This window comes from Shewanella corallii, assembly GCF_023349125.1.
Classification (GTDB): Bacteria; Pseudomonadota; Gammaproteobacteria; order Enterobacterales; family Shewanellaceae; genus Shewanella; species Shewanella corallii.
Window position 1 is genome coordinate 104,278 of the sequence record NZ_JAKIKT010000008.1, and the last position, 23,487, is coordinate 127,764.

The 23,487-nt window shown below is 51.1% G+C and carries 19 protein-coding genes; 11 read left to right on the top strand and 8 right to left on the bottom strand.

The annotated features are described in order from the left end of the window. Positions 1–19: 19 nt before the first annotated feature. Positions 20–601, top strand: a complete 582-nt coding sequence (locus L2725_RS18280; protein ID WP_249250275.1) for a DUF6151 family protein — start codon at positions 20–22, stop codon at positions 599–601. Between the two features lie 86 nt (positions 602–687). Further along, the gene (locus L2725_RS18285) at positions 688–1,044 is read left to right on the top strand and encodes a VF530 family protein (protein ID WP_249250276.1); all 357 of its coding nucleotides are present in this window, start codon (positions 688–690) and stop codon (positions 1,042–1,044) included. A 71-nt stretch (positions 1,045–1,115) separates the two neighbouring features. Here the strand turns inward: L2725_RS18285 and ribA are convergent, their stop codons facing one another. The 5 genes from ribA to rssA form a co-directional block, all read right to left on the bottom strand. Continuing rightward, positions 1,116–1,730, bottom strand: coding sequence for a GTP cyclohydrolase II (gene ribA / locus L2725_RS18290; protein WP_248935815.1), 615 nt, complete (start codon positions 1,728–1,730; stop codon positions 1,116–1,118). Between the two features lie 305 nt (positions 1,731–2,035). Beyond that, positions 2,036–2,392 (bottom strand): YibL family ribosome-associated protein, encoded by a 357-nt coding sequence (locus tag L2725_RS18295; RefSeq protein WP_248935816.1) that lies wholly within the window; start codon positions 2,390–2,392, stop codon positions 2,036–2,038. A 163-nt stretch (positions 2,393–2,555) separates the two neighbouring features. Further along, positions 2,556–3,029, bottom strand: a complete 474-nt coding sequence (gene nrdG / locus L2725_RS18300) for an anaerobic ribonucleoside-triphosphate reductase-activating protein (protein WP_249250277.1) — start codon at positions 3,027–3,029, stop codon at positions 2,556–2,558. An 85-nt stretch (positions 3,030–3,114) separates the two neighbouring features. Further along, complete coding sequence (gene nrdD, locus L2725_RS18305) at positions 3,115–5,232, bottom strand: anaerobic ribonucleoside-triphosphate reductase (RefSeq protein WP_249250278.1); 2,118 nt, start codon at positions 5,230–5,232, stop codon at positions 3,115–3,117. A gap of 396 nt (positions 5,233–5,628) precedes the next feature. Continuing rightward, complete coding sequence (gene rssA / locus L2725_RS18310; protein ID WP_115138150.1) at positions 5,629–6,576, bottom strand: patatin-like phospholipase RssA; 948 nt, start codon at positions 6,574–6,576, stop codon at positions 5,629–5,631. Between the two features lie 180 nt (positions 6,577–6,756). Here rssA and L2725_RS18315 point away from each other — a divergent pair, with 180 nt between their 5' ends. The 4 genes from L2725_RS18315 (at position 6,757) to L2725_RS18330 (ending at position 11,684) form a co-directional block, all read left to right on the top strand. Next, positions 6,757–8,103, top strand: a complete 1,347-nt coding sequence (locus tag L2725_RS18315; RefSeq protein WP_249250279.1) for a DEAD/DEAH box helicase — start codon at positions 6,757–6,759, stop codon at positions 8,101–8,103. A 146-nt stretch (positions 8,104–8,249) separates the two neighbouring features. Then, entirely contained in the window at positions 8,250–9,119 is an 870-nt protein-coding gene (locus L2725_RS18320; RefSeq protein ID WP_249250280.1) for an alpha/beta hydrolase, read from the top strand. A gap of 276 nt (positions 9,120–9,395) precedes the next feature. Next, on the top strand, positions 9,396–10,385 hold the full coding sequence (locus L2725_RS18325; RefSeq protein ID WP_249250281.1) for a TDT family transporter: 990 nt from the start codon (positions 9,396–9,398) through the stop codon (positions 10,383–10,385). Between the two features lie 411 nt (positions 10,386–10,796). Further along, the gene (locus L2725_RS18330; protein ID WP_249250282.1) at positions 10,797–11,684 is read left to right on the top strand and encodes a LysR family transcriptional regulator; all 888 of its coding nucleotides are present in this window, start codon (positions 10,797–10,799) and stop codon (positions 11,682–11,684) included. Between the two features lie 79 nt (positions 11,685–11,763). On the opposite strand, the gene L2725_RS18335 is transcribed toward L2725_RS18330, so the two are convergent. Both L2725_RS18335 and focA read right to left on the bottom strand, forming a co-directional pair. Beyond that, on the bottom strand, positions 11,764–12,261 hold the full coding sequence (locus L2725_RS18335) for a CBS domain-containing protein (RefSeq protein WP_249250283.1): 498 nt from the start codon (positions 12,259–12,261) through the stop codon (positions 11,764–11,766). A gap of 17 nt (positions 12,262–12,278) precedes the next feature. Further along, entirely contained in the window at positions 12,279–13,166 is an 888-nt protein-coding gene (focA, locus tag L2725_RS18340) for a formate transporter FocA (RefSeq protein WP_249250284.1), read from the bottom strand. A 703-nt stretch (positions 13,167–13,869) separates the two neighbouring features. Between focA and L2725_RS18345 the strand changes: the two genes are divergently transcribed. The 3 genes from L2725_RS18345 (at position 13,870) to pflA (ending at position 19,188) form a co-directional block, all read left to right on the top strand. Then, positions 13,870–15,351, top strand: coding sequence for a DUF3360 family protein (locus L2725_RS18345; RefSeq protein ID WP_115138143.1), 1,482 nt, complete (start codon positions 13,870–13,872; stop codon positions 15,349–15,351). 525 nt (positions 15,352–15,876) lie between these two features. After that, complete coding sequence (gene pflB, locus L2725_RS18350; RefSeq protein ID WP_248934797.1) at positions 15,877–18,159, top strand: formate C-acetyltransferase; 2,283 nt, start codon at positions 15,877–15,879, stop codon at positions 18,157–18,159. 291 nt (positions 18,160–18,450) lie between these two features. After that, positions 18,451–19,188, top strand: a complete 738-nt coding sequence (pflA, locus tag L2725_RS18355; RefSeq protein ID WP_249250285.1) for a pyruvate formate lyase 1-activating protein — start codon at positions 18,451–18,453, stop codon at positions 19,186–19,188. Positions 19,189–19,209: 21 nt separating this feature from the next. Here pflA and yfbV read toward each other — a convergent pair whose 3' ends face one another. Then, positions 19,210–19,653 (bottom strand): terminus macrodomain insulation protein YfbV, encoded by a 444-nt coding sequence (yfbV, locus tag L2725_RS18360; protein ID WP_248934799.1) that lies wholly within the window; start codon positions 19,651–19,653, stop codon positions 19,210–19,212. A 187-nt stretch (positions 19,654–19,840) separates the two neighbouring features. Here yfbV and ackA point away from each other — a divergent pair, with 187 nt between their 5' ends. Together ackA and pta are read left to right on the top strand one after the other, a co-directional pair. Then, a complete protein-coding gene (gene ackA / locus L2725_RS18365; protein ID WP_249250287.1) occupies positions 19,841–21,040 on the top strand; it encodes an acetate kinase in 1,200 nt (399 codons plus the stop codon). Positions 21,041–21,135: 95 nt separating this feature from the next. Continuing rightward, on the top strand, positions 21,136–23,271 hold the full coding sequence (gene pta / locus L2725_RS18370) for a phosphate acetyltransferase (protein ID WP_248934801.1): 2,136 nt from the start codon (positions 21,136–21,138) through the stop codon (positions 23,269–23,271). Positions 23,272–23,487: the final 216 nt, after the last annotated feature.

The window sequence follows — 23,487 nt, forward strand, 5'->3', positions numbered from 1 at the left end:
AGAACTCTTCGGGGGAAGCATGGCAGAAACCGTACAACTACAGTGCGCATGTGGTGAAGTCAAAGGACAGCTAAAGGTCGTTCCCGGTCACTTTTTTCATGTTCACTGCCTGTGTTGTGATTGTCAGCAGTTTGCCAATGAACTGGGCAATGCTGACAAAATTCTGGATAAACATGGTGGTTCAGAACTGTTCCAAACCTACCCTGCCTATATGGATATTACCCAGGGAAAAGGGAATATTGCCTGCATGCAACTCCACCCGAAAGGACTTTATCGTTGGTACACCAGCTGCTGCAATATGCCGTTGGCCAATACCATGACTTCAGGCAGTGTGCCTTTTGTTGGTATCTCGGTAAAGCTGATGCAATTCGCCGATGAGCAGACGCGGCAAGACACTCTTGGGCCTGTCACTGTTAAAGCCTTCGGCAAGTACGCCATAGGTGAAATGCCACAAGACGCCCACGAGCGTTTTCCACTATCCTCTATGCCTAAAATTATCGCCTTTATGGTGAAAGGAAAGTTCAATAAAAGGCATCAACCCAACCCCTTCTTTATAGACGGTGTCCCGGTCGCCAGTGCAGTAACGGGCTTAAAGGGATAACTGCAAAAACATTCAACGGCCGGGAGATCCCGGCCGGGTTTAGGGTATAATCCCGCCGGAATTCACTTTGAAGTAGCTAAAACACCATGACACAGGCCAATAATCCACTGCACGGTATCACCCTGGAAACCCTGTTGACCGAACTGGTCGATAGATTAGGCTGGGAAGAGTTAGGCCGGCTGGTTGCTATCCGCTGTTTTACCCATGACCCAAGCATCAAATCCAGTTTGAAGTTTTTACGCAAGGAGCAGTGGGCACGGGATAAAGTCGAACGGCTTTATATCAAGATAAGTGGCTTGCCTGTACCTGAATACCGCTCTTCGCGAGCTCAAGCCCCCAAAAGCAGTAAACCGGGCAACAAACCCGCTGCGGCCAAAAGCCAAAAACGCCCCGAAGATAAATCTCAGGGAAAAGTGGTTAATGCGCATATCTGGGGTAAATAGCCGGATTTTCTCGCATTAAATTACAAAAAATGCACTCCTCGGAGTGCTTTTTTGGTTTTGCTCCAACGAGATTAAAACTCATCGTCGGCAAAGTGATGCTCGGACATCAGGTGTCCCAGCTGAGTCGATTTGGTTTTCAGGTAAGCCTCGTTGTACTGGTTCTTACCCACCTGCAAAGGTACACGCTCAGCCACATCCACACCCACATCCTGCATGGCCTTTACCTTGCGCGGGTTGTTGGTCATAAGGCGTACACTGGTGATACCCAGATGTTCAAGCATAGGCTGGATCATATCGTAGCGACGCATATCCGCCTCGAAACCCAATTGCTCATTGGCTTCGACTGTGTTGGCACCTTTATCCTGCAGTGCATAGGCACGGATTTTGTTCAGCAAACCAATACCACGGCCCTCCTGACGCAGATATAGAATAAAGCCCTGGCCTGCCTCGGCAATACTCTGCATCGCCGCCTGTAATTGGAAACCACAGTCACAACGCAAGCTGAACAAGGCATCACCTGTCAGGCACTCGGAGTGAATGCGCCCCAGCACAGGCTGGTCGCCACTGAGTTCACCGAATGTCAGTGCAACATGCTCTTTCCCGGTTTCTGTGTCTTCGAAGCCATGCATGGCGAACACACCCCAGGGGGTTGGCAGCTTGGACGTTGCGATATATTTAATCGACATGAATTAACCTTTACGACTGCTCTCACTCCCTGAGACAGTTCTCTTCCCTGATCAGTAATACTAATACCCCGTGGGATAAACCTTTGTTTCAACCATAGGTTGATATGGGGACGAATGCGGTATTCTATGTGTTTTTTTACCCGACCGGAATAGTCTGATTTAATTGCCTGCCGGTCTGTACTTCCCGTCACACTTCAGGCAATCCCCTGTCGAGGCGGCGAATAATACCGCAGAGACAAAAAAGGCACGAATCAATTCCGTGCCCTTTAAGCTGTTCCGGGCCACAAATGCAGCATCGGATTGGTTTAGAAAGCCTTAGGTGCGAACCCGGTGACTTTCTCCAGACCCATTTCACGGCCCAGTTTGGTCATAGGGTGAACCACCACCAGACCTTTCACTGACTTTTTCAGCTTACCCATATCGGCCTGCTCAGCCTTGGTCAGCTCACGGCGAAACGCCATATCTTTAAGCTGTTGGCCTTCTTTACCCAGCAAACGGTTCTGCTGGCCTTTAATAGCATCGATACGCTTGGTGGTCGCTGCGATTTCACGCTTGAACTGCATAACAATAGCGGCATCGCCACGCTGCTCCGCGGCAGCCAGTTTGCGGCGGAATTTATCCAGCTTGTCGTGCATCTGCTGCAGTTCTTGTTTCAAATTCATTGGTAAACCTCTGATAGCCTGACGGCAAATAGCAATGCAGGATTTGGGGTGACACTATTTGCCCGACATTTAGCTGAACATCAACTCAAACCGTCCGGGAAAGCACCGCATACCTGCTGAAGATTGGCGGGATTATATCAGTATCCCCCGATAGTTGCAGAGCTTATTCGACCTGTGTCAATGGAATAATACGTTGGTTACTGCTGCCCCTGAAAGCCAGTGAAGGATCATGCAGTTGCTGTTCAAACTTGCCGTCCACCAAAGTATCAACCAGTGCGACCACAGCGCGCTGCTCCGGGCTTAAGTTTTCAAGTGTATAACCGGTCCACATCCACACATCTTTCCCCGGGCACTGCGCACGCACTCGCTCCAGCAGGGCTTTGATGGCAGACAGGTTACCGGGAAACAAAGGGTCGCCTCCTGAAAGGGATAAGCCCTTACGCTTCACTCTGGTGTCATTGAGATCTTTGATAATGGTATCCATCATCGCCTCATCAAACAGATGACCCGAACGGGGATCCCAGGTGCTCTGGTTGTAGCAGCCGCGGCACTGGTGCTCACAACCGGCCACAAACAAGGTGGCACGGGTGCCCGGACCATTGATCACATCAATCGGATAATACTGGTGATAATTCATCTCATTTCTCCTGACGGGAAAGGACAAAAGGCGCCCCTTTACAAGGAGCGCCTTTAAAACTAAATGCTTCAGTGAAGTCTGACGATCACAGGTGTTTAACCCGACGCTTCACTTCTTCCTGCTTACCGTGGTTGAACGGACGCGCATCCGGGCTACCCAGGTAACCACATACGCGGCGGGTTACCGACACACGGCTTGGTTCGTGGTTACCACATTTAGGGCAGGTAAAACCTTTACTGGTACAGGTAAACTCACCTGTGTAACCACAGTCATAACACTCATCGATCGGCGTGTTGGTACCATAATATGGTACGCGGCTGAAGCTGTAGTCCCATACGTCTTCCAGCGCTTCCAGGTTGTGCTGCATGTTCGGGTATTCGCCGTAACAGATGAAGCCACCGTTAGCCACTTCCGGATAAGGCTGTTCAAAATCCAGCTTATCGTAAGGGTTCACTTTCTTCTCAACATCCAGGTGGAAGCTGTTGGTGTAGTAACCTTTTTCAGTCACACCATCAACCAGGCCAAACTCTTTGGCGTCCAGTTTGGCAAAGCGACTGCACAGGCTCTCACTTGGCGTGGAGTAAAGGCTGAAGCCATAGCCGGTTTCTTTCTTCCAGGCTTCGGTGGCAGCTTTCAGACGAGCCACAATGGCAACCGCCTTCTCACGCAGCTCTTCGCTGTCAAATACATGAGTCTCAGTGCCGTACAGGGCATTGATGGTTTCATGCAGACCAATGTAACCCAGGCTGATCGATGCACGGCCATTTTTGAAGATTTCAGACACTTCATCGTCTGGGTTCAGACGCACGCCACAGGCACCTTCCATATACAGAATTGGCGCAACACGGGCTTTAACACCCTGCAGACGTTCGATACGGGTATCCAATGCCTTGCGGGCAATCGCCAGGCGGTCTTCCAGCAAACGGTAGAACTCTGCTTCATCCCCCTTGGCTTCCAACGCGATACGCGGCAGGTTCAGGCTAACTACACCCAGGTTGTTACGACCTTCGTGGATCAGTTCACCATTCTCTTCATAGGTACCCAGGAAGCTGCGGCAGCCCATTGGCGTCTTAAAGGAACCTGTGACCTTCTCAACCATTTCATAGTTGAGGATGTCCGGGTACATACGCTGGGTGGCACACTTCAATGCCAGTTGCTTGATGTCGTAGTTACAGTCGCCAGCTTTGTGGTTGATACCATCACGGATAGCAAACACCAGCTTAGGGAACACTGCCGTTTTCTTGTTCTTGCCCAGACCACCAATACGCACCTTCATGATGGACTGTTGGATCAGGCGGGACTCCCAACTGGTACCCAGACCAAAACCAAAGGTCACAAATGGCGTTTGGCCATTGGCGGTGTGCAGGGTATTCACTTCATATTCCAGTGACTGGAATGCGTCGTAACACTCTTTTTCGGTACGGGCACGGGCATAGGCTTCGGCATCGGGAATGGCCCACTCACGGCCAATCTCCAAGTGCTTTTCATAGCTCTTGGCCACAAACGGCGCCAGTACCTCATCGATACGGTTAATCGTGGTACCGCCATAGATATGGCTGGCTACCTGAGCAATAATCTGCGCAGTAACCGCAGTCGCAGTAGAGATAGACTTAGGAGTCTCAATCTCGGCGTTGCCCATTTTAAAGCCCTGGGTCAACATGCCAGCCAGGTCAATCAGCATACAGTTGAACATAGGGAAGAATGGTGAGTAATCCAGGTCGTGGTAATGGATTTCACCGCGCTCATGAGCACCAACAACATCCTTTGGCAGGATATGACACTTGGCGTAATGCTTAGCCACAATGCCAGCCAGCAGATCACGCTGGGTTGGGATCACCTTGGAGTCTTTGTTTGCGTTCTCGTTGAGGATAGAGGCGTTGCTCTGCTCAATCAGACCACGAATTTCAATGTTCAGGCGGCTTGAGGTCTCACGACACACGTCACGGTCGTGACGGTATTCGATATAGTGACGGGCGACCTGCTTATATGGACCTTCCATCAACTGGTTTTCCACCAGAGACTGCAGGTGAGAGATCTCCACTTCGTCCAGATGTGCTACGGCCTGACTGACACCATCAGCCACGGTCTGCGCATAATCAACGTCTGTAATCCCTTCAGATTTTGCGGCTGCAATTACCGCGTCCCTAATCCTGGAACCGTCAAAAGAGGTACGGCAACCGTCCCGCTTAATCACAACTGGCATAAGGCTTTATCACTCCCGAGGTAGACAAGACACTTACTATATATAGTGCCTTGCATGTACTAGAACACAAGATGTTGCGTATTAAGCGCCAAGCAACCGGCTTTTACCTTGATCTGGATCAAGTTCCGGGGATGACAGTTCAAAGCGTGAGTGATTAGTGTTGCCAGCCCCAAAAAGTGACCAGGATCTCCTTGACCCCATGTTTCTTTGGCGCTAGTCGGAGGCCGAATGTGCGTTCAAGCTCAGAAAGAAAATTTAATGACTGTTCACTTACTTCAGCTTGCAGGTATAACGAAAACACCCGGTAAAAGACCGGGTGTTTTATCATGGCATTGTTAATCAGCCGATGCTGATATGGCGACTAACGTTACCTTTTGTAGCCAGTTATTTGTGATGCTACTTACCAAGCACAACTTCAATCTGGTGTTGGGCTTTCAGTACCGCTTGTTCACCAGCAGCGATCGCCTCTTCTGCACGGTGAAACTCCATAATCCCAATATCGGACACCTTCGGCAGAATACAGACATCCGGAGGATCACCCATCAGACGGGCACGCTTGTGTCGTTGCTCCAGAATATCCATAGACTGAGACATTACCGCCAGCATGCCAGGGTCTTGTTTGGGCTTACTGGTGAACACATCGGTCAGCCCGGTCAGGTAGTCCCGGCCTCTGGCCAACAGATCTGTAAAGCCGGTTGCACTGTGTTCATCCGCTTTGACCAGCTCAGCTTCAGTAGGTTGCTCACTTTTCAGGTTCACTGGTACAGCCTGGATTCGACGGCGACGTTCACCACTCAGATCAACCGCGATAACGACATCGACGTCCATAGCTCGGGCAACAGACACTGGAACCGGATTTACTACTGCGCCATCCACCAACCAACGGTCTCCCTGTTGAACCGGGGACAAAATGCCCGGCATGGAGCAGGATGCCCGTACCGCATGACGAAGTTCACCCTCACTGAACCAGATCTCCTGGCCTGAATACAGGTCGGTCGCCACGGCAGTAAATGGTAATTTCAGATCTTCAATACGCACGTCACCAATATGAGACTCGAGTACATTGAACACCCGCTCGCCTCCAATCAGCCCACCCTTACGCCAGCTTAAATCCATCAGCCCCAGAACATCCCAGTGAGAAAATCCTCTTACCCAGGACTCCAGCTCTTCCAGGTTGTCATTGGCATAAGCTGCGCCAACCAAGGCACCAATCGAGCAACCGGCGACCTTGTCGGGATAGATCCCCAGCTTCGCCAACCCTTTCAGCACCCCTATATGGGCCCAGCCTTTAGCCGCGCCACTCCCCAGAGCCAGTCCTATCGTCAGCGGTTTTTGTTCGCTCACAGGCAAGTTCTCCTATCTCTTTGTTCGATCTAACAGGGGACGCAGTATACGCAGATGCTGAGTCACCACCAAGTCAGCAGGATGACAACATATAATGTCAGGTGCGAAAATTCTGCGGGTACATACCCCTTGTCACGGTTTGGGTATACAATAGCGCGTCAAATTTATAGGAGTACACCTTTGCAATTTTCCGATTTCTCTCTGGACAAGCGTTTATTGGCCAGCCTTGAGCACATGGGTCTCAGCACCCCTACCCCAATTCAGGAACAAGCCATTCCTGTGGCCATGTCCGGCCGTGACTTGATGGCATCATCCAAAACGGGCTCAGGTAAGACACTGGCGTTCCTGCTGCCGGCCATGCAGAGAGTCATTTCCACCAAGGCGCTGTCAAAGAGGGATCCCCGTGTACTGATCCTGCTGCCAACCCGGGAGTTGGCGCACCAGGTATACAGCCAGCTTCGTTTGCTGATCGCCAATACCCAATACAAGGCGGTATCAATTCTCGGTGGGGAAAACTTCAACGATCAGGCCAAAGCCCTGGCCAAAGATCCACACTTTATTGTGGGTACTCCGGGTCGTGTGACCGACCATCTGTTCCAAAAGCAACTCTACCTGAATGGTCTGGAGTTATTGGTACTGGACGAAGCTGACCGTATGCTGGATTTGGGCTTTGCCCCTCAGCTGACAGCCATTCATGAGGCTGCAGATCACAGACGTCGTCAGACTCTGATGTTTTCTGCCACTTTGGATCATGAAGAGGTTAATGAAATCGCCGCCCAGTTGCTGAAACAACCTGAGCACGTCGCTATTGGAGCGAGCCACACAGAGCATGGTGATATCACCCAGCGTATCTTCCTGTGTGACAACCTGACCCATAAAGAAGCGGTATTGATGGAACTGCTCAAGCAGGAGCAGCACAAACAGGTGATCCTGTTTACCGCCACCCGGGGTGATACCGACCGTCTGGCGACCTTACTGTCTGAGCAGGGCTTCTCTACAGCCGCCCTGAGTGGCGATTTGAAACAAAGCGCCCGTAACCAGATTATGGACAGCTTTAGCCGCGGTCAGCAGCAGATCCTGGTGACCACGGATGTGGCCAGCCGCGGGCTGGATTTGGCCAACGTCTCTTTGGTTGTGAACTTTGATATGCCCAAGTTTGCTGAAGAGTACGTACACCGCATCGGCCGTACAGGTCGTGCCGGTGCCAAAGGTGATGCCGTTTCTCTGGTGGGTCCAAAAGACTGGATGAACTTTAAAAAAGTGCAGGTATTTATGCGCAAGACTTTTGACTTCAGCACCCTGCCCGGTCTGGAGCCTAAGTTCAGCGGCCTGAAAGACGCCCCTCAGAAGAAGGCTGCAGCCAAGAAAGGTTCGGCTAAGCCTGCGACCAAGCGCCCAACCAAGAAAGCCACCGACAAGCCAGCGCCCAAGCGCGACAAGCGCTTTATTACAGGTGTGGATGTGGGTGACGCGCCAATGCGCAAAAAGACCAAACCGAATCTCGACTTTATGGATGATGATGAGTAATCATCCCTGAATAGAAAATCCCCGCCCGGCGGGGATTTTTTGTATCTGCGCCCAATCAAGCTTGGCGGCAAACACTTTTGGCTGAGAGACATGACGTCATCCTGCTGTTAGCCTGAACTTATCTTTCATCAGTTGCTTAAATGCCTATGAAGCAGATAACTCGTTGGTTCCGACAATGCTCGCTGCTGTTGATTCTGGCGGCCTCATTCAGCTCCTGTCTGGCTGCTGACAATCCCCCACTGCGACAAACAATCACCACTCAGGATGGTGATCAGATTGCCCTGTATCTGTTTCCTCCCTCTGAGCCTCACAATAAAGCGTTACCCGCTATTCTCACTATCCATGGTGGTGGCTGGACTGTCGGAGAAGCAGCCTGGACCTTTGACTCAGCAAAGAAATTCGCAGACCAGGGAATCCTGGCTGTTGCAGTGGAATACCGACTGACCAAAGGTGAAATCACCCCGATAGATGCAGTGCAGGATATCTGCGATAGCCTTAAGTGGGTGCGTAACCAAAGCCAGTGGCTGGTAGACCCGGAAAAAGTCGCTACCTTTGGGGTATCCGCCGGTGGCCACCTGGCCGCGATGACTGCGACCAGAGGTTGCGGTAACAAGGAGGGTAAGTATAAAAATGGCGGCACAGATCTTTTACTGCTTTGGTCGCCGGCATTGGATATGGAACATGACAACTGGTTTGCGGGTTTGCTGGCAGGAAAAGCCAAAGTCGCAGATTACTCACCTGTCTACACGCTCACATCCACCATCGCTCCCAGCATGATAATTCAGGGGAAGCAGGACACGCTCACACCAACATCCGGCGCCCGTAAATTTTGTCAAAAGGCGACTGACTTAAAAAGCCATTGTGAATTAAAACTGTATCCCGGCGTGGGGCACCTGCTCACCCGAAACCTGAAGGTTCAGGAGCGCAATTTCGACCCTGATCCAGAGTTTGTAAAGGATGGCTTTAGCTCACTGCAGGATTTCCTCGAACATTATGGGTATACCAGCGCTCACTAAGCAAACTTATGGAACTCAGTTCCCGGTTAGCCCCAGTTAGGTTAAGCCAAGATAACCGCAGGAAAATAGATATTGGTTTTACCCTCAAGGGATGAGCTGAAATTGCCATGCAAAAATAACGGCTCATCTAGTGAACCAGCTGAGTTTCAGTATATGATTAACCAATACTTAATCTAACAGTAATTAATTTTATATTTTCTTATTCTACGGAAATACCTAGACTGCCTGCATTAAGACTGTCGCGTCCGATGACAGCAAGAATTCAGGAGCTTCCCCATGACAACACTCACTTCTTCCTGGAAAGATAAACTGGCCACTATTCCCAGCCCAATGGCTGGACTGGCACTGGCCATTGGCAGCCTGGGCTGGACCTGGGAAAACCTCGCTACCGGGCTGCACGGAGCAGGTCAGCTGACAGGAGCCGCCATTGCAGCTGTGATGTTGCTGGCACTGGTTGCCAAATTCGTGATTCACCCTAAAGTCCTGTGGCAAGAGCTGACTCACCCAGTGGTGGGCAGTGTGATCCCGACATTTGCCATGGCACTTATGGTGATTTCCAAAGCCGTGGGCATATTTGTCTCCTCTGTGGGTCTGGCGCTCTGGCTACTGGCAATCGCTATCCACATCGCGTTTCTGGCTGCGTTTGTTTACTACCGCGCCATTGATTTTAAACTGGACCATATGGTGCCAAGCTGGTTCGTGCCTCCCATCGGCATCATAGTGGCGGCAGTGAGCTTCCCAGGACAGGGTTACGGCTGGCTGGCCAATGGCATCCTTATCTTCGGCATGCTGGCCTACCTGATTATGCTGCCTGTGATGCTGTACCGACTGATTTTCTGTGAACCTGTGCCTCAAGCCGCCAAGCCAACTATTGCGATTCTGGCAGCTCCTGCCAGTCTGTCTCTGGCCGGTTATCTGACAGTGGTGCATAACCCCTCCATAGTGATTGTTGGCCTGCTGCTGTCAGTGGCAGTACTCATGACTCTGGTGATTTATCTGGCTTTCTTCCACCTGATGAAACTGCCATTCTCACCTGGCTATGCGGCTTTCACCTTCCCTATGGTAATTGGTGCCACCGCACTGTTTAAAAGTGCAGTATGGGCTGACCACTTTGCGGGTATGGGCTCATTCGCCGGACTACTGCACACTCTGGCAGTGATTGAACTGGCTATCGCGACTCTGGTGGTTGGCTATGTTGCCCTGAGATATTTGATGCACTATCTACCCGGCATTAAAGATAACTGGAGCCCACAAGCAACTCAGTAACTCCAGATAAGGGGTTGGGAAGCTATCTCCCCCACCCCTTCAAAAACACTGATAACCCAATTCAAGCTCCCGCCTTACCTCTTCCTTAAATCCAGCCGCTTTTACCGGGCAAATCCCCCTCATCCACGTCGCCAGTCAATACCATTTTCAGCGAGTGGCAGATATCGCTTTTTAAACGCTCAACACTCAGCAATGACACGCTCAAAAAAGCTTAAGAAAGGTATCAATCATGCTTATAGACAATATGAAAACCTTTGTTTTATAAGAACTATTTCACCACCCCCTAATTTTCAACAAATGCATAAATATGAAACCGGTCTAATTTATTGAAGCTGTTTTTGTTTATTGATTTATGAGCCCCTATGATAGCCGCCAATGCCTTCCTGACACTTCAGCCGAGCTTCAATAAATATGAAGTATTCACTAAAACAAATCTCAGTATTTGATGCTATCGCCTCAGAGCAAAGCGTCAGTGCAGCCGCAAGAAAGCTGTCCATGACCCAATCTGCTGTGAGTATGTCGCTCTCACAACTGGAATCTTTGCTGGGCCGTCCATTATTCACCCGGCAGGGAAACCGTCTGGTTCTATCCCACTGGGGTCACTGGCTGAGACCACGCGCCAGAAAACTGCTGCAGGATGCCAAACAGATTGAACTTGGTCTGCATGACCAACATCTGCTGTCGGGCAAACTTGGGCTGGGTGTCAGTCAAACCGTGGCCGAACATATCATGCCTAACCTGATTGCCAGCCTGGATCAGCACTTTCCTGAATTGAGGTTGTCATTAACAGTCGAGAACAGTGATCAGGTGATTCAGGGACTACTGTCCCACGATTATGATCTGGGCATTATTGAAGGTCGTTGTGATGACAGCCGCATGAACTATCTTCCGTGGATAGAAGACCGTCTGGTGGTGGTTGCCTCACCACACCATGCCTATTGCAGCCAGGCGGAAGTGACACCAATTCATCTGCAGCAGGCTCAGTGGGTGATGCGGGAACATGGTGCAGGTACCCGCAGAGTATTCAACGCTGCCATTCACGGCGTGATAGACAAGGTCAATGTGTGGAAAGAGTACAGCCAGACCAATGTGCTCAAAGCGCTGGTGAAGCGTGGTGGCTATCTGTCTGCCCTGCCCTGGCTGGATGTGGAAAAAGAAGTCACCGCTGGTGAACTTGTGGTGTTGGCGACCCCTTCATTGAAGTTGGAGCGCCGACTGGGCTTTGTGTGGCGTCAGGACGCACCGGATAATCCGTTGCGCGATGTGGTAGTAAACGAGGCCAAACGACTGGTACGCTGAGTCAACATCAATCATGCTGAACACAGATATAAAAAAGGATAGCCGCGGCTATCCTTTTTTATTGTTCATACCCTAAGGGTCAACCCATTTGAGTCGCTACCCAGCTGCCTAATTGCTGACGGGTTAACACGCCAAGCAGCTTATCCTCTTCAACCACTGGCAGTAACTCAGGCAGTTCGCTGCCGGCCAGGCGCAGTCTCTCTTCATAGCTTTGATAGCCGCTGCAAATCAGGCTGGCCATATCATTCACCGGAAACAGCTTTTGTCTGTCCACCACCCAGGTTTCCAGCAACTGGGCCAAAGGTTGGCAGCTGGACACTGTGGTTAACTGGGTTTGCATCAGATCACGCACAAAAGCTTGGTTCGATGAGTCAAATTCAGCAGACCACAAACCGCGCAGGATCTCCTGATGACTGAGTACACCTATCAATCTGCTCTGATCCTTGACCATGCCATGGCTTGCACCGGACTCACAGAGCAGCTTAAGCGCCTGACTCAGACTCATATCAGGAGACAGGGTCAGATAGTTGGCCTGCATCAGATCTGACACCAGGGTTTTGTTCAATTTATTCAGCATAGGGTCGGCCTCTCTTATCAGTGTGAAACTGTGTTGGAAGATCTTTGGGTTTGAACCGCTTCTTTATCTCCAGCCTTGTTTTCAATCAGCCAGTAGCCCAATCCCACAATGACACCACCACCCAGGATATTCCCCAGAGTGACGGGTATAAGATTGTTGAAAACAAAGTTGGTTATGGTCAGATCACTGAACTGCTCGCGGCTGAGATCCAGCGCGGCGAAAAAACCTGGGTCAGCAAACTGAGAGATGGCAATGCCCAAAGGCACCATAAACATATTGGCAATGCTGTGTTCAAAGCCGCTGGACACAAACATGGCGACCGGCAACATCAGCAGCATGGCGCGGGTCATTACCTCTTTACTGGCAAAGGTCATCCACACCCCCAGACACACCAGCATGTTACACAGCACCCCCAGTACCATGGCCTGCAGCCAGTTGTGGTGCAGCTTATGCTGGGCAATATTCAAGGCATTCAGTCCCCAGTTACCGCCATCCAGTTGATGCATACCCGCGGTCATAATCAGGGTCAGCATAATCAGGGCACCAATCAGGTTGCCAACATAGACACGGGCCCAACATGCCAGCATCTGTCTGGTGGTGATCATGCCGCGGGCTCTGGCCAGAGTGCTCAGCACAGTGCTGGTAAACAGCTCTGCACCACAAATCACGACCAACATCAGGCCCAGACTGAACGCCAGCCCCCCAACCAGGCGCACCATGCCCCAGGGTGCATCGCCCGCTCCAGTGGTCACATTGATGTAGAACACGAATGCCAGCGCAATAAAGGCACCGGCAAATATAGCCAGCCCGAAAGATTGCCAGGGTGACTTAATAACCTTGGAGTGACCGTATAATTCGGCCTGTTGACATAGGTTAAGCACAGGAGTCACAGGTTGACCTGTCATTGACAGCCTCCCGCGAGGCGATATGCGTATGCCTGATACAGCATGGGTGAAAATATCCTTGAAGCGGTTGAAAATACGCCGCAAGGATAGCCAGTTGCTTAAGCTAAAAATAATGGGAAGTTTTGAACCCGGGGTTCAGTTGGAATGAACTCTTGCACCGATGGAATCACGGCAACGAGCCTGTCATTCAAGAGAAAAGCCTGCATCCAGTTCACAACAACAGAAAACAAGCCACTGATTAAGTTCACATTTTAATTCACCGAGGACTAATAAAATGTGTCTTAAAATAAGCGGAAGTCATTGATACAAATGAAATTAACGCAACGTTTGCAATTCCCGTACCCCAGTCAACCCTTATTTAGTAAACACTTCAATACTTGCTAGCCAGATCTCAATTCCGTTGTTAACCTACTTCAATAAAACTGATAGTCGATGAGTCGAGTTATCAGACATGGTAAGATCCTGACAGGTAAATTGGTCTTACCAATTTATTCAAAGTGAAATGGAACTCTTCTGCAAGGCGTAACGGGATAATAGATTGCAGTTTTTTATACTGCCAAACCCGCTTCAAGCAGCCGCGTTATCCGGTAACTTAATACTGCTCACATCCAGCAAGTCCACCACCGGAATAACTCTCAGGGACAAAAATCAAAACGACTTTAACCATAGCAATTACGCTGTTGTTTCGGAGTAATGAGAGACTATGTCTGACTCAGTAAACAAGCCGGAAGCGGTCAACGATGAGGCCTCCTATCAGGAGCTTCACCGCCCGGCATCAGAATTCAAATCCCGCAGTGATTATCTGGATCATGAACTGACTATCATGAAGCCACGCCGCTGGCGCCTGAACCTTCCAGGTCGCGATTTCCGCTTCGAATGGGAAGATCTGGTGCCTGCACTGGCTGGAACCATCGGTATTACCGTGATGTACAGTGCGGTAATGTCCTCCTATGCTTCTGCATTTGGTCTGGGCCCTGACTTCGTCATCGAAAACGTACGCGTTGAGATGTGGGTATCTGCCCTGCTGTTCTGTATTTTCGTATCCGGTTTCATGAACCCACGCGCCAACCTGGCGGGTAACCATGGTCCTATGATTCCGATGATCGGTATGATTGCGCTGTCTGGTGGTCACCCACTGGCGCTGGCTATTCTTATCTTTATCTTCGGTATGGCACTGAGTCTGGTCAAAGGCGGCTCGCGGCTGGTTAACCTCACCAGTGAGGGGGTTGCCGGGGGTCTGCTTGTGTACCTGGGTATCATGGGTGCTCAAGGTCAGATCAACAACCTGCTGGACTGGTCTACCGAGCTCAACATGGGCTATATCGGCTTCACGGTTCTGTTCCTGAACGTGGTGCTTTATGCCTTCCTGGCCAAAGTGGGTAAGCGCTGGCTGGCGATTCCTGCATGTAGTGCACTGGCTGTGGTTGTGGCTTTGGCCATGGGCGCACCTTTCCACTTCAGTACCGAGCCTGGTCTGCCTAACCTGAACCCAGCTTACTGGTGGGGTTCTACCGAGACTGGCTGGAAACTCGGCATGCCTACCGTAAGCCACTTTATCGCCTCTCTGCCGTTCGCGATTCTGGCCGTGGCCATGTGGTCTCCTGACTTCCTGGGTCACCGTATTTTCCAGGAACTGAACTATCCAAAAGGCAGTGACAAAGTACTGATGGACGTGGATGACACCATGGCTGGCTGCTCTGTACGTCAGTTTGTGGGTACAGCCTTCGGTGGTGGTAACGTGACCTCCAGCTGGGGCACTTACATGATCCCTGCGGCGATTGCCAAGCGCCCTATTCCTGCCGGCGGCATTCTGCTGGGTATTCTGTGTATCATCGTGGCCACTGTGGGATATCCGATGGATATCGCGGTATGGGCTCCTGTGATGAGCGTCGCACTTTTGGTGGGTGTGTTCCTGCCATTGCTTGAAGCAGGTATGCAGATGGTGAAATCTGCTGCATCTTCTCAGACTGCCGGTATTTGTATCTTCGCCTCTATGGTAGTGAACCCTGTATTCGGCTGGGCACTGACCATGCTGTTGGATAACAACGGTCTGATCGGCGATAAAGAACGTCCTAAGTCCCTGTCTTTCGCGGATCGCATCGTGATTCCAGGTCTGGCGTTTGTGGTCTGTCTGGTGGCGATGTTGGCCGTTGGTATGATCAAAGGTATTCCAGCTCTGCTTTAATCCCATAAGCAAATTGGTAAAGCCCGCTGCAGCATGCTGTCGCGGGCTTTTTTATGGTCAAATGATGAATCTTTGATCACCTTGCTTGAATTAACACCTTCTTGTGCGGCATTTTTCCCATTTTCATGTGAGCAATAATCTCGCCAGATTTACCCAAAGTGGGCATAGATCACACTTTTCACCGGGTGCACAATAAAATTTTGCTACTTACCTAGCAAAACCGGATGAATTTGACTGCAGAGGATGGTGTTTCTGGTGCGGCACCTAAGGCCTTGTGCTAATATATTTCACGGTTAATTGGTCTTACCAATTTGCGACAGTCCCAAAGGAGCAATCCAAATTAAGGTCGACTGTCAGCGGAAAAGATTTTTTAAACGATTTTTGCGTGTGGCCCTGACCTGATTCGGCAATACCGAAAGGCAGTATCAACGCAGGATCACCATATTGACCCAGGGCGCGAATCCCACGGTTAGGATCCTCCCCCAAGGTCAATCACCTTTATCTCAACAAGAAGGTATGAGTACGATGACTGACAAAACTGATCTGTTTGCAAGTGCCTGGGAGGGTTTCACCTCCGGCGATTGGAAAACTGAGGTCAATGTACGTGACTTTATCCAGACTAACTACACTCCTTATGAAGGCGACGAGTCTTTCCTGGCTGACGCTACCGAAGCCACAGTAAAACTGTGGGACAAGGTAATGGAAGGCATCAAGATCGAAAACAGCACTCACGCCCCGCTGGACTTCGATACTGACGTAGTATCTACCATTACTTCTCACGCTGCTGGTTACATCGAGAAAGATCTGGAGACCATCGTTGGTCTGCAGACTGACGCTCCTCTGAAGCGCGCTCTGATCCCTAACGGCGGTATCCGCATGATCGAAGGTTCTTGTAAAGCCTACGATCGTGAGCTGGATGCAGACATCAAGTACATCTACTCTGAACTGCGCAAGACTCACAACGCCGGTGTGTTCGACATCTACACTCCAGAAATCCTGGCTTGCCGTAAGTCTGGCGTACTGACTGGTCTGCCTGATGCATACGGCCGTGGTCGTATCATTGGTGATTACCGTCGTGTTGCTCTGTACGGCATCGACTTCCTGATGAAGGACAAGCAAGCTCAGTTCGCTTCTCTGCAGCCTCGTTTCGAAGCTGGTGAAGACCTGTCTGCTACCATGCAGCTTCGCGAAGAGATTGCTGAACAGCACCGTGCCCTGAGCCAGATGAAGAAAATGGCTGCCAGCTACGGCTATGACATCTCTGGTCCAGCTACCAACGCTCAAGAAGCTATCCAGTGGACTTACTTCGGTTACCTGGCTGCGATCAAGAGCCAGAACGGTGCTGCTATGTCTCTGGGTCGTACCGCGACCTTCCTGGACATCTTCATCGAGCGTGACCTGAAGAATGGCGTGATCACCGAGCAGCAAGCTCAGGAGATGATGGACCACTTCGTAATGAAGCTGCGTATGGTTCGCTTCCTGCGTACCCCAGAATACGATGAGCTGTTCTCTGGTGACCCAATCTGGGCTACCGAGTCTATCGCTGGTATGGGTCTGGACGGTCGTACTCTGGTTTCCAAGAACTCTTTCCGTGTTCTGCGTACTCTGTACAACATGGGCCCAAGCCCAGAGCCAAACATCACTGTACTGTGGTCTGAGCAGCTGCCTCAGGGCTTTAAAGAATACTGTGCCAAGGTATCTATCGACACCAGCTCTATCCAGTACGAAAACGATGACCTGATGCGCCCAGACCTGGAAAGCGATGACTATGCTATCGCTTGCTGTGTGAGCCCAATGGTTGTTGGTAAGCAGATGCAGTTCTTCGGTGCTCGTGCCAACCTGGCCAAGACCATGCTGTACGCAATCAACGGCGGTGTTGACGAGAAGTCTGGCGCTCAGGTAGGTCCAAAAGCTGACCCTATCACTTCTGAGTACCTGGACTACGACGACGTAATGGCTCGCCTGGATCCTCTGATGGATTGGCTGGCAACTCAGTACGTGTCTGCACTGAACTGCATCCACTACATGCACGACAAGTACAGCTACGAAGCAGCTCTTATGGCTCTGCACGATCGTGACGTACGTCGTACCATGGCTTGTGGTATCGCTGGTCTGTCTATCGCTGCTGACTCTCTGTCTGCTATCAAGTACGGCAAGGTTAAGCCTATCCGTAACGAAGCTGGTATTGCTGTTGACTTCGAAATCTCCGGTGAATATCCGAAGTTCGGTAACAACGATGCTCGCGTAGATGACATCGCTTGTGAACTGGTTGAGACCTTCATGAACAAGATCCGTTCTCTGAAGACTTACCGTGATGCAATCCCAACTCAGTCTATTCTGACCATCACCTCTAACGTGGTATATGGTAAGAAGACTGGTACCACTCCAGATGGTCGTCCAGCGGGCGCTCCATTTGCTCCAGGTGCCAACCCAATGCACGGCCGTGACGAAAACGGTGCGGTAGCGTCTCTGACTTCTGTGGCTAAACTGCCGTTTGCCCACGCTCAGGACGGTATCTCTTACACCTTCTCTATCGTGCCTAACGCTCTGGGTAAAGACGACGGCTCTCGTCGTACCAACCTGGCTGCTCTGATGGATGGTTACTTCCACCACGAAGAGAACCGTGAAGGTGGTCAGCACCTGAACGTTAACGTACTGAACCGCGAAACTCTGGAAGATGCAGTTAATCACCCAGAAAAGTACCCACAGCTGACCATTCGTGTGTCTGGCTACGCAGTACGCTTTAACTCGCTGACTCCTGACCAGCAGCGTGACGTGATTACCCGTACTTTCACCAAGTCTCTGTAATCACTGATTGATTGAATCAGGTGGTATTGGCCCCGCCGATACCACCTGTTATCAACCCATTGCATCAGCTTTCTGACCCACAGAGGGTTAATGCAATTGGTTACCGCCCTTCCCTCACAGAGGGATTCAGCCGTTTAATGCTGTATTGGGCGATTGTTGGGGCTTATGCCCTATAGTATTGCTGACCGTGACAGAAAGCGTTCAAGTCACATCTTTATCGCCCAGGGTTTTCGTACACAGGGCGCCTGTCAGCAATACCTTTAAGTACAACAGTCTCTTTCAGGAGTCACTATGACGATTAAAGGTCGCATCCATTCCATCGAGTCATTCGGAACCGTAGACGGTCCGGGTATTCGTTTTATTGCCTTTATGCAGGGCTGCCTGATGCGCTGTTTGTACTGTCATAACCGTGACACTTGGGATCTGCACGATGGCAAAGAAACCAGTGTTGAAGATTTAATGGGCCAAATCCGCTCTTACCGTGGCTTTTACGCCAACGGTGGTGGCGTAACAGCTTCCGGTGGTGAAGCTATGCTGCAGGCCGAGTTTGTGGCCGAGTGGTTTAAAGCCTGCCACGCTGAAGGTATTCACACCTGTCTGGATACCAACGGCATGGTGCGCAAACATACACCGATTATTGACGAACTCCTCGACAATACCGACCTGGTTATGCTCGACATCAAACAAATGGATGATGAAAAGCATATAATTCTGACAAAAGTAAGCAATTACAGAACATTGCAATTTGCAGAGTATCTGGCAAAACGCAATCAGAAGACCTGGATTCGCTACGTGGTTGTAGGCGGTCACACAGATGATATCGAGTCAGCACGTAAGCTGGTAGAATTCATCAAGCCTATGAAGAATGTCGAGAAAGTTGAGTTGCTGCCCTACCATGAGCTGGGCAAGCACAAGTGGGAAACTCTGGGTGACACCTATCAGCTGGAACATGTGTCACCACCAAGTCGCGAGACCATGGAACAGATTAAAGCCGTCTTTACCGATATGGGCATTAACGCCATTTATTGATATAACTGGGAGCATAAATCACTACAGCTCCTCCCAGTAACTGGCATCCAACCGCTCGAAGGCCGTCTTCAGCAAAAGTGCCATATCAAGGTAACAGGCTTTGGCTCCCAGCGGATGGCAATTAACTCCCATGGCCATAAGTTTGGTCGACAGTTGATTGCCCCAGTCCAGCAAAGATAACGGCAACGGATGGTTTGCACGCCATCCCAGCCAGATCAGTCCCTGCAACGGCAAACTGATAAAGAATAAGGCCAAGGTAAGCGCCTGGGGCAGAAACGCCCATCCATGCAGGAAAAGCTGACTTGCCGCGGCCAAAACGGCTAATCCCGGCATCATTCGGGTGGCCAGTTGAGTAGCGCGGATAACGCGATACTCGGGGAAATAAAACCCCAACTGTCTGACCATAGGCCAGGTCTTCATATAAAGACGACCTTGTTTGATGGTATTGAGAAGTTGTTTGCTCAAGAAAAGACACCAAGAAATTTGGACTGCTGTCGTTAACATAGCACAGGCAGGGGATCTGCCCCAAGCCTCACGCACAGGTTAACCTCAGTGTCCGTCAGCCCTCAGGGCTTTTGTACGGCGCTTCCATCATGAGATGGGAGCCAAGTTAAAGAGTGGTAACACTCACACAATGGCGAAAGGTTTAAACATGTCCAACAATCTGGTTTTGGTACTTAACTGCGGTAGTTCATCGCTGAAATTCGCAATCATGGATGCTGCCACCGGCGAAGACCATATCTCTGGTCTGGCTGAGTGCTTCGGTTTGGAAGACTCCCGTATCAAATGGAAAGCTAATGGTCAGAAGAGCGAAGCTGCCCTGGGTGCTTTCACTGCTCACCGCGAAGCGGTAGAGTTCATCGTAGATAAAATCCTGGCTGCCCATCCTGAACTGGCCAGCAAGCTGCAAGCCGTTGGTCACCGTATCGTACACGGTGGCGAAAAGTACACCCAATCTGTTGTTATTGACGAATCTGTACTGGCAGGTATCGAAGAAAGCGCAATCTTCGCACCTCTGCACAACCCTGCTCACCTGATCGGTATCCGTGCTGCTATGGCCTCTTTCCCAGAGCTGCCACAGGTTGCTGTATTCGATACTGCATTCCACCAGACCATGCCTGAGCAGGCTTACATCTATGCTCTGCCATACAAGCTGTATCGCGAGCACGGCATCCGTCGTTACGGTGCCCACGGTACCAGCCACCTGTTCGTAAGCCGTGAAGCTGCCAAGGCTCTGAACAAAGATCTGAACGACACCAACGTCATTACCTGTCACCTGGGTAACGGTGCGTCTGTAACTGCGGTTAAAGGCGGTAAGTCAGTTGATACTTCTATGGGTCTGACCCCACTGGAAGGTCTGGTAATGGGTACTCGTTGTGGTGATATGGATCCTTCCATCGTTTACCACCTGGTACACCAGCTGGGCTACACTGCAGATGAAGTAAACAACCTGATGAACAAGCAGTCTGGTCTGCTGGGTATTTCTGAGCTGACCAACGACTGTCGTGGCATCGAAGAAGGTGTTGCTGAAGGTCACAAGGGCGCGACTCTGGCTCTGGACATCTTCTGCTACCGTCTGGCCAAGTATGTTGCTTCTTACACCGTAGCTCTGGGTCGTCTGGATGCAGTTATCTTCACCGGTGGTATCGGTGAAAACTCTGACCTGATCCGTGCAAAAGTATTGAACCTGCTGGAAATCTTCAAGTTTGAAGTTGACGCAGAGCGCAATGCTGCAGCCCGCTTCGGTAACGGTGGTGTGATCACCAAAGATGGCAGCCCAGTTGCCATGGTTATCCCAACCAACGAAGAGTGGGTGATTGCTGAAGACGCTATCCGTCTGATCAGCAAGTAATCTGCCCAAGCCACCTGCGGGTGGCTTTTCGAGCAGGCTAAAATAGTTACAGCAGCCCAGTGGCTGCTGTCGCCATTGAAACCAAGAGGTTTTATATGCCCCGCAAGATTATGTTAGTCCCTATTGGCACAGGTGTTGGCTTGACTTCTGTTAGCCTGGGGATGGTACGCGCGCTGGAACGTCACGGCGTAAAAGTACAGTTCTTCAAGCCTATCAGCCAACTGCGTCCACACGACACAGGTCCTGAGCGCTCAACCACTATCCTGAGCAAATCTCCTACTGTTAACCCACTCGAGCCGTTCCAGATGGTTCACGCCGAAGCACTGATCCGCTCTGAGCAGGAAGATGTGCTGATGGAAGAGATCATCGCCCGTGCTGCTGAGTGTGCTGACAACACCGAGACTCTGATTGTTGAAGCTCTGGTTCAGACCCGCAGCCATCCTTTTGCCGACGACGTGAACTATGCCATCGCCAAAGCGCTGGACGCCGACGTGATCTTTGTTGCGACTCCTGGTAACGATTCTCCGACTGCTCTGATGAACCGTCTGGAAATCGCTTACAACTCCTGGGGTGGTAGCGAGAACAAGCGTTTGATCGGTGCCATCATCAACAAGATTGGTGCTCCGGTTGATGACGAAGGTCGCACCCGTCCTGATCTGACCGATATGTTCGATCGTGAAGCGCCAGCGCGTCTGGACTCTTCTGCGATGTTCCAGCTGCCAGGTCAAAGCCCGCTGCGTATTCTGGGTAGCGTGCCATACAACCTGGAGATGATCTCTCCACGTGCATCTGATCTGGCCAAGCACCTGCGTGCCCGCATCATCAATGCCGGTGAGATGAACACCCGTCGTCTGCGTAACGTGACTTTCTGCGCTCGCAGCATCCCGAACATGATTTCTCACTTCAAGCCTGACTCTCTGCTGGTGACCTCTGGTGACCGCTCTGACGTTATCGTGTCTGCCTGTCTGGCGGCTATGAACGGCATGAAGATTGGCGCCCTGCTGCTGACCGGTTCTTACGAGCCTGAGCCAGAAGTCATGGCCCTGTGTGAGCAAGCGTTCGAAACTGGTCTGCCTGTGTTCCTGATCGACAGCAATACCTGGCAAACCTCGCTGAATATCCAGCGTTTCGACCACGAAGTGCCTGTTGACGATGCCGTACGTATCGAACTGGTTCAGGACTATGTGGCTGGTCATATCGATCAGAACTGGATTGAAAGCGTGACTCAGAACTCGCCTCGCGAGCATCGTCTGTCTCCACCAGCTTTCCGTTACAAGCTGACCGAGCTGGCCCGTGCTGCCAAGAAGACCATCGTTCTGCCTGAAGGTGACGAGCCTCGTACCATCAAGGCTGCCGCTATCTGTGCTGAGCGTGGCATTGCCCGCTGTGTACTGCTGGGTAACCCTGACGAGATCCGTCGTGTTGCTGAGCAGCAGAACGTGACTCTGGGTGAAGGCGTTGATCTGGTTGATCCTGAGCTGGTACGTGAGCGTTATGTTGAGCCTCTGGTTGAACTGCGTCGCAACAAGGGTATGACCGAAGTGGTTGCCCGTGAACAGCTGCAGGACAACATGGTACTGGGTACCATGATGCTGGCTCAAAACGAAGTAGACGGTATCGTGTCCGGTGCGGTTAACACCACTGCCAACACTATTCGTCCTCCGCTGCAGCTGATCAAGACAGCTCCAGGTTCAAGCCTGGTGTCTTCTATCTTCTTCATGCTGATGCCGGATCAGGTTCTGGTTTACGGTGACTGTGCCATTAACCCAGACCCAACTGCTGAGCAGCTGGCTGATATCGCCATTCAGTCTGCTGAATCTGCTATCGCTTTCGGCATCGAGCCACGCGTTGCGATGATCAGTTACTCAACCGGTAACTCTGGTCAGGGCAGCGACGTAGACAAGGTACGTGAAGCAACCCGCATCGCTAAAGAGAAGCGCCCTGATCTGGCTATCGACGGCCCACTGCAGTACGACGCTGCGGTTATGCCTAACGTTGCCCGCTCCAAGGCTCCTGACAGCCCTGTTGCCGGTCAGGCTACCGTTTTCGTATTCCCGGATCTGAACACTGGTAACACCACTTACAAAGCGGTACAGCGTTCTGCAGACCTGATCTCTATCGGTCCAATGCTGCAGGGTATGCGCAAGCCTGTAAACGATCTGTCTCGTGGTGCTCTGGTTGACGATATCGTCTACACCATCGCCCTGACTGCGATTCAGGCCACTCAGTAATCTGAGTGACAGACGCAAAAAACCGGCCTTGTGGCCGGTTTTTTTATGCTTGCAGGAAATTGAGCTGCGGCCCGGAACACATGCGGACTCTGACACCAATCAGGCCTCGACAGACAGTATCGCACCGGATACATGAACAAATTTCACGCGTTCCCGGTATAAAGACTAACCTGGCTAACTGCTTGATACTGTTGAAAAGTTAAGGTGGAGCAAAAA

What these genes read in the sequence shown, in the direction of transcription:
- L2725_RS18295 (WP_248935816.1), bottom strand. Translation starts at nt 2,392, where the DNA reads ATGAATTTGAAACAAGAACTGCAGCAGATGCACGACAAGCTGGATAAA.
- nrdG (WP_249250277.1), bottom strand. Translation starts at nt 3,029, where the DNA reads ATGAATTATCACCAGTATTATCCGATTGATGTGATCAATGGTCCGGGC.
- L2725_RS18330 (WP_249250282.1), top strand. Translation starts at nt 10,797, where the DNA reads ATGAAGTATTCACTAAAACAAATCTCAGTATTTGATGCTATCGCCTCA.
- L2725_RS18285 (WP_249250276.1), top strand. Translation starts at nt 688, where the DNA reads ATGACACAGGCCAATAATCCACTGCACGGTATCACCCTGGAAACCCTG.
- pflA (WP_249250285.1), top strand. Translation starts at nt 18,451, where the DNA reads ATGACGATTAAAGGTCGCATCCATTCCATCGAGTCATTCGGAACCGTA.
- ackA (WP_249250287.1), top strand. Translation starts at nt 19,841, where the DNA reads ATGTCCAACAATCTGGTTTTGGTACTTAACTGCGGTAGTTCATCGCTG.
- nrdD (WP_249250278.1), bottom strand. Translation starts at nt 5,232, where the DNA reads ATGCCAGTTGTGATTAAGCGGGACGGTTGCCGTACCTCTTTTGACGGT.
- ribA (WP_248935815.1), bottom strand. Translation starts at nt 1,730, where the DNA reads ATGTCGATTAAATATATCGCAACGTCCAAGCTGCCAACCCCCTGGGGT.
- L2725_RS18320 (WP_249250280.1), top strand. Translation starts at nt 8,250, where the DNA reads ATGAAGCAGATAACTCGTTGGTTCCGACAATGCTCGCTGCTGTTGATT.
- L2725_RS18335 (WP_249250283.1), bottom strand. Translation starts at nt 12,261, where the DNA reads ATGCTGAATAAATTGAACAAAACCCTGGTGTCAGATCTGATGCAGGCC.
- focA (WP_249250284.1), bottom strand. Translation starts at nt 13,166, where the DNA reads ATGACAGGTCAACCTGTGACTCCTGTGCTTAACCTATGTCAACAGGCC.
- L2725_RS18280 (WP_249250275.1), top strand. Translation starts at nt 20, where the DNA reads ATGGCAGAAACCGTACAACTACAGTGCGCATGTGGTGAAGTCAAAGGA.
- pta (WP_248934801.1), top strand. Translation starts at nt 21,136, where the DNA reads ATGCCCCGCAAGATTATGTTAGTCCCTATTGGCACAGGTGTTGGCTTG.
- L2725_RS18345 (WP_115138143.1), top strand. Translation starts at nt 13,870, where the DNA reads ATGTCTGACTCAGTAAACAAGCCGGAAGCGGTCAACGATGAGGCCTCC.
- L2725_RS18325 (WP_249250281.1), top strand. Translation starts at nt 9,396, where the DNA reads ATGACAACACTCACTTCTTCCTGGAAAGATAAACTGGCCACTATTCCC.
- pflB (WP_248934797.1), top strand. Translation starts at nt 15,877, where the DNA reads ATGACTGACAAAACTGATCTGTTTGCAAGTGCCTGGGAGGGTTTCACC.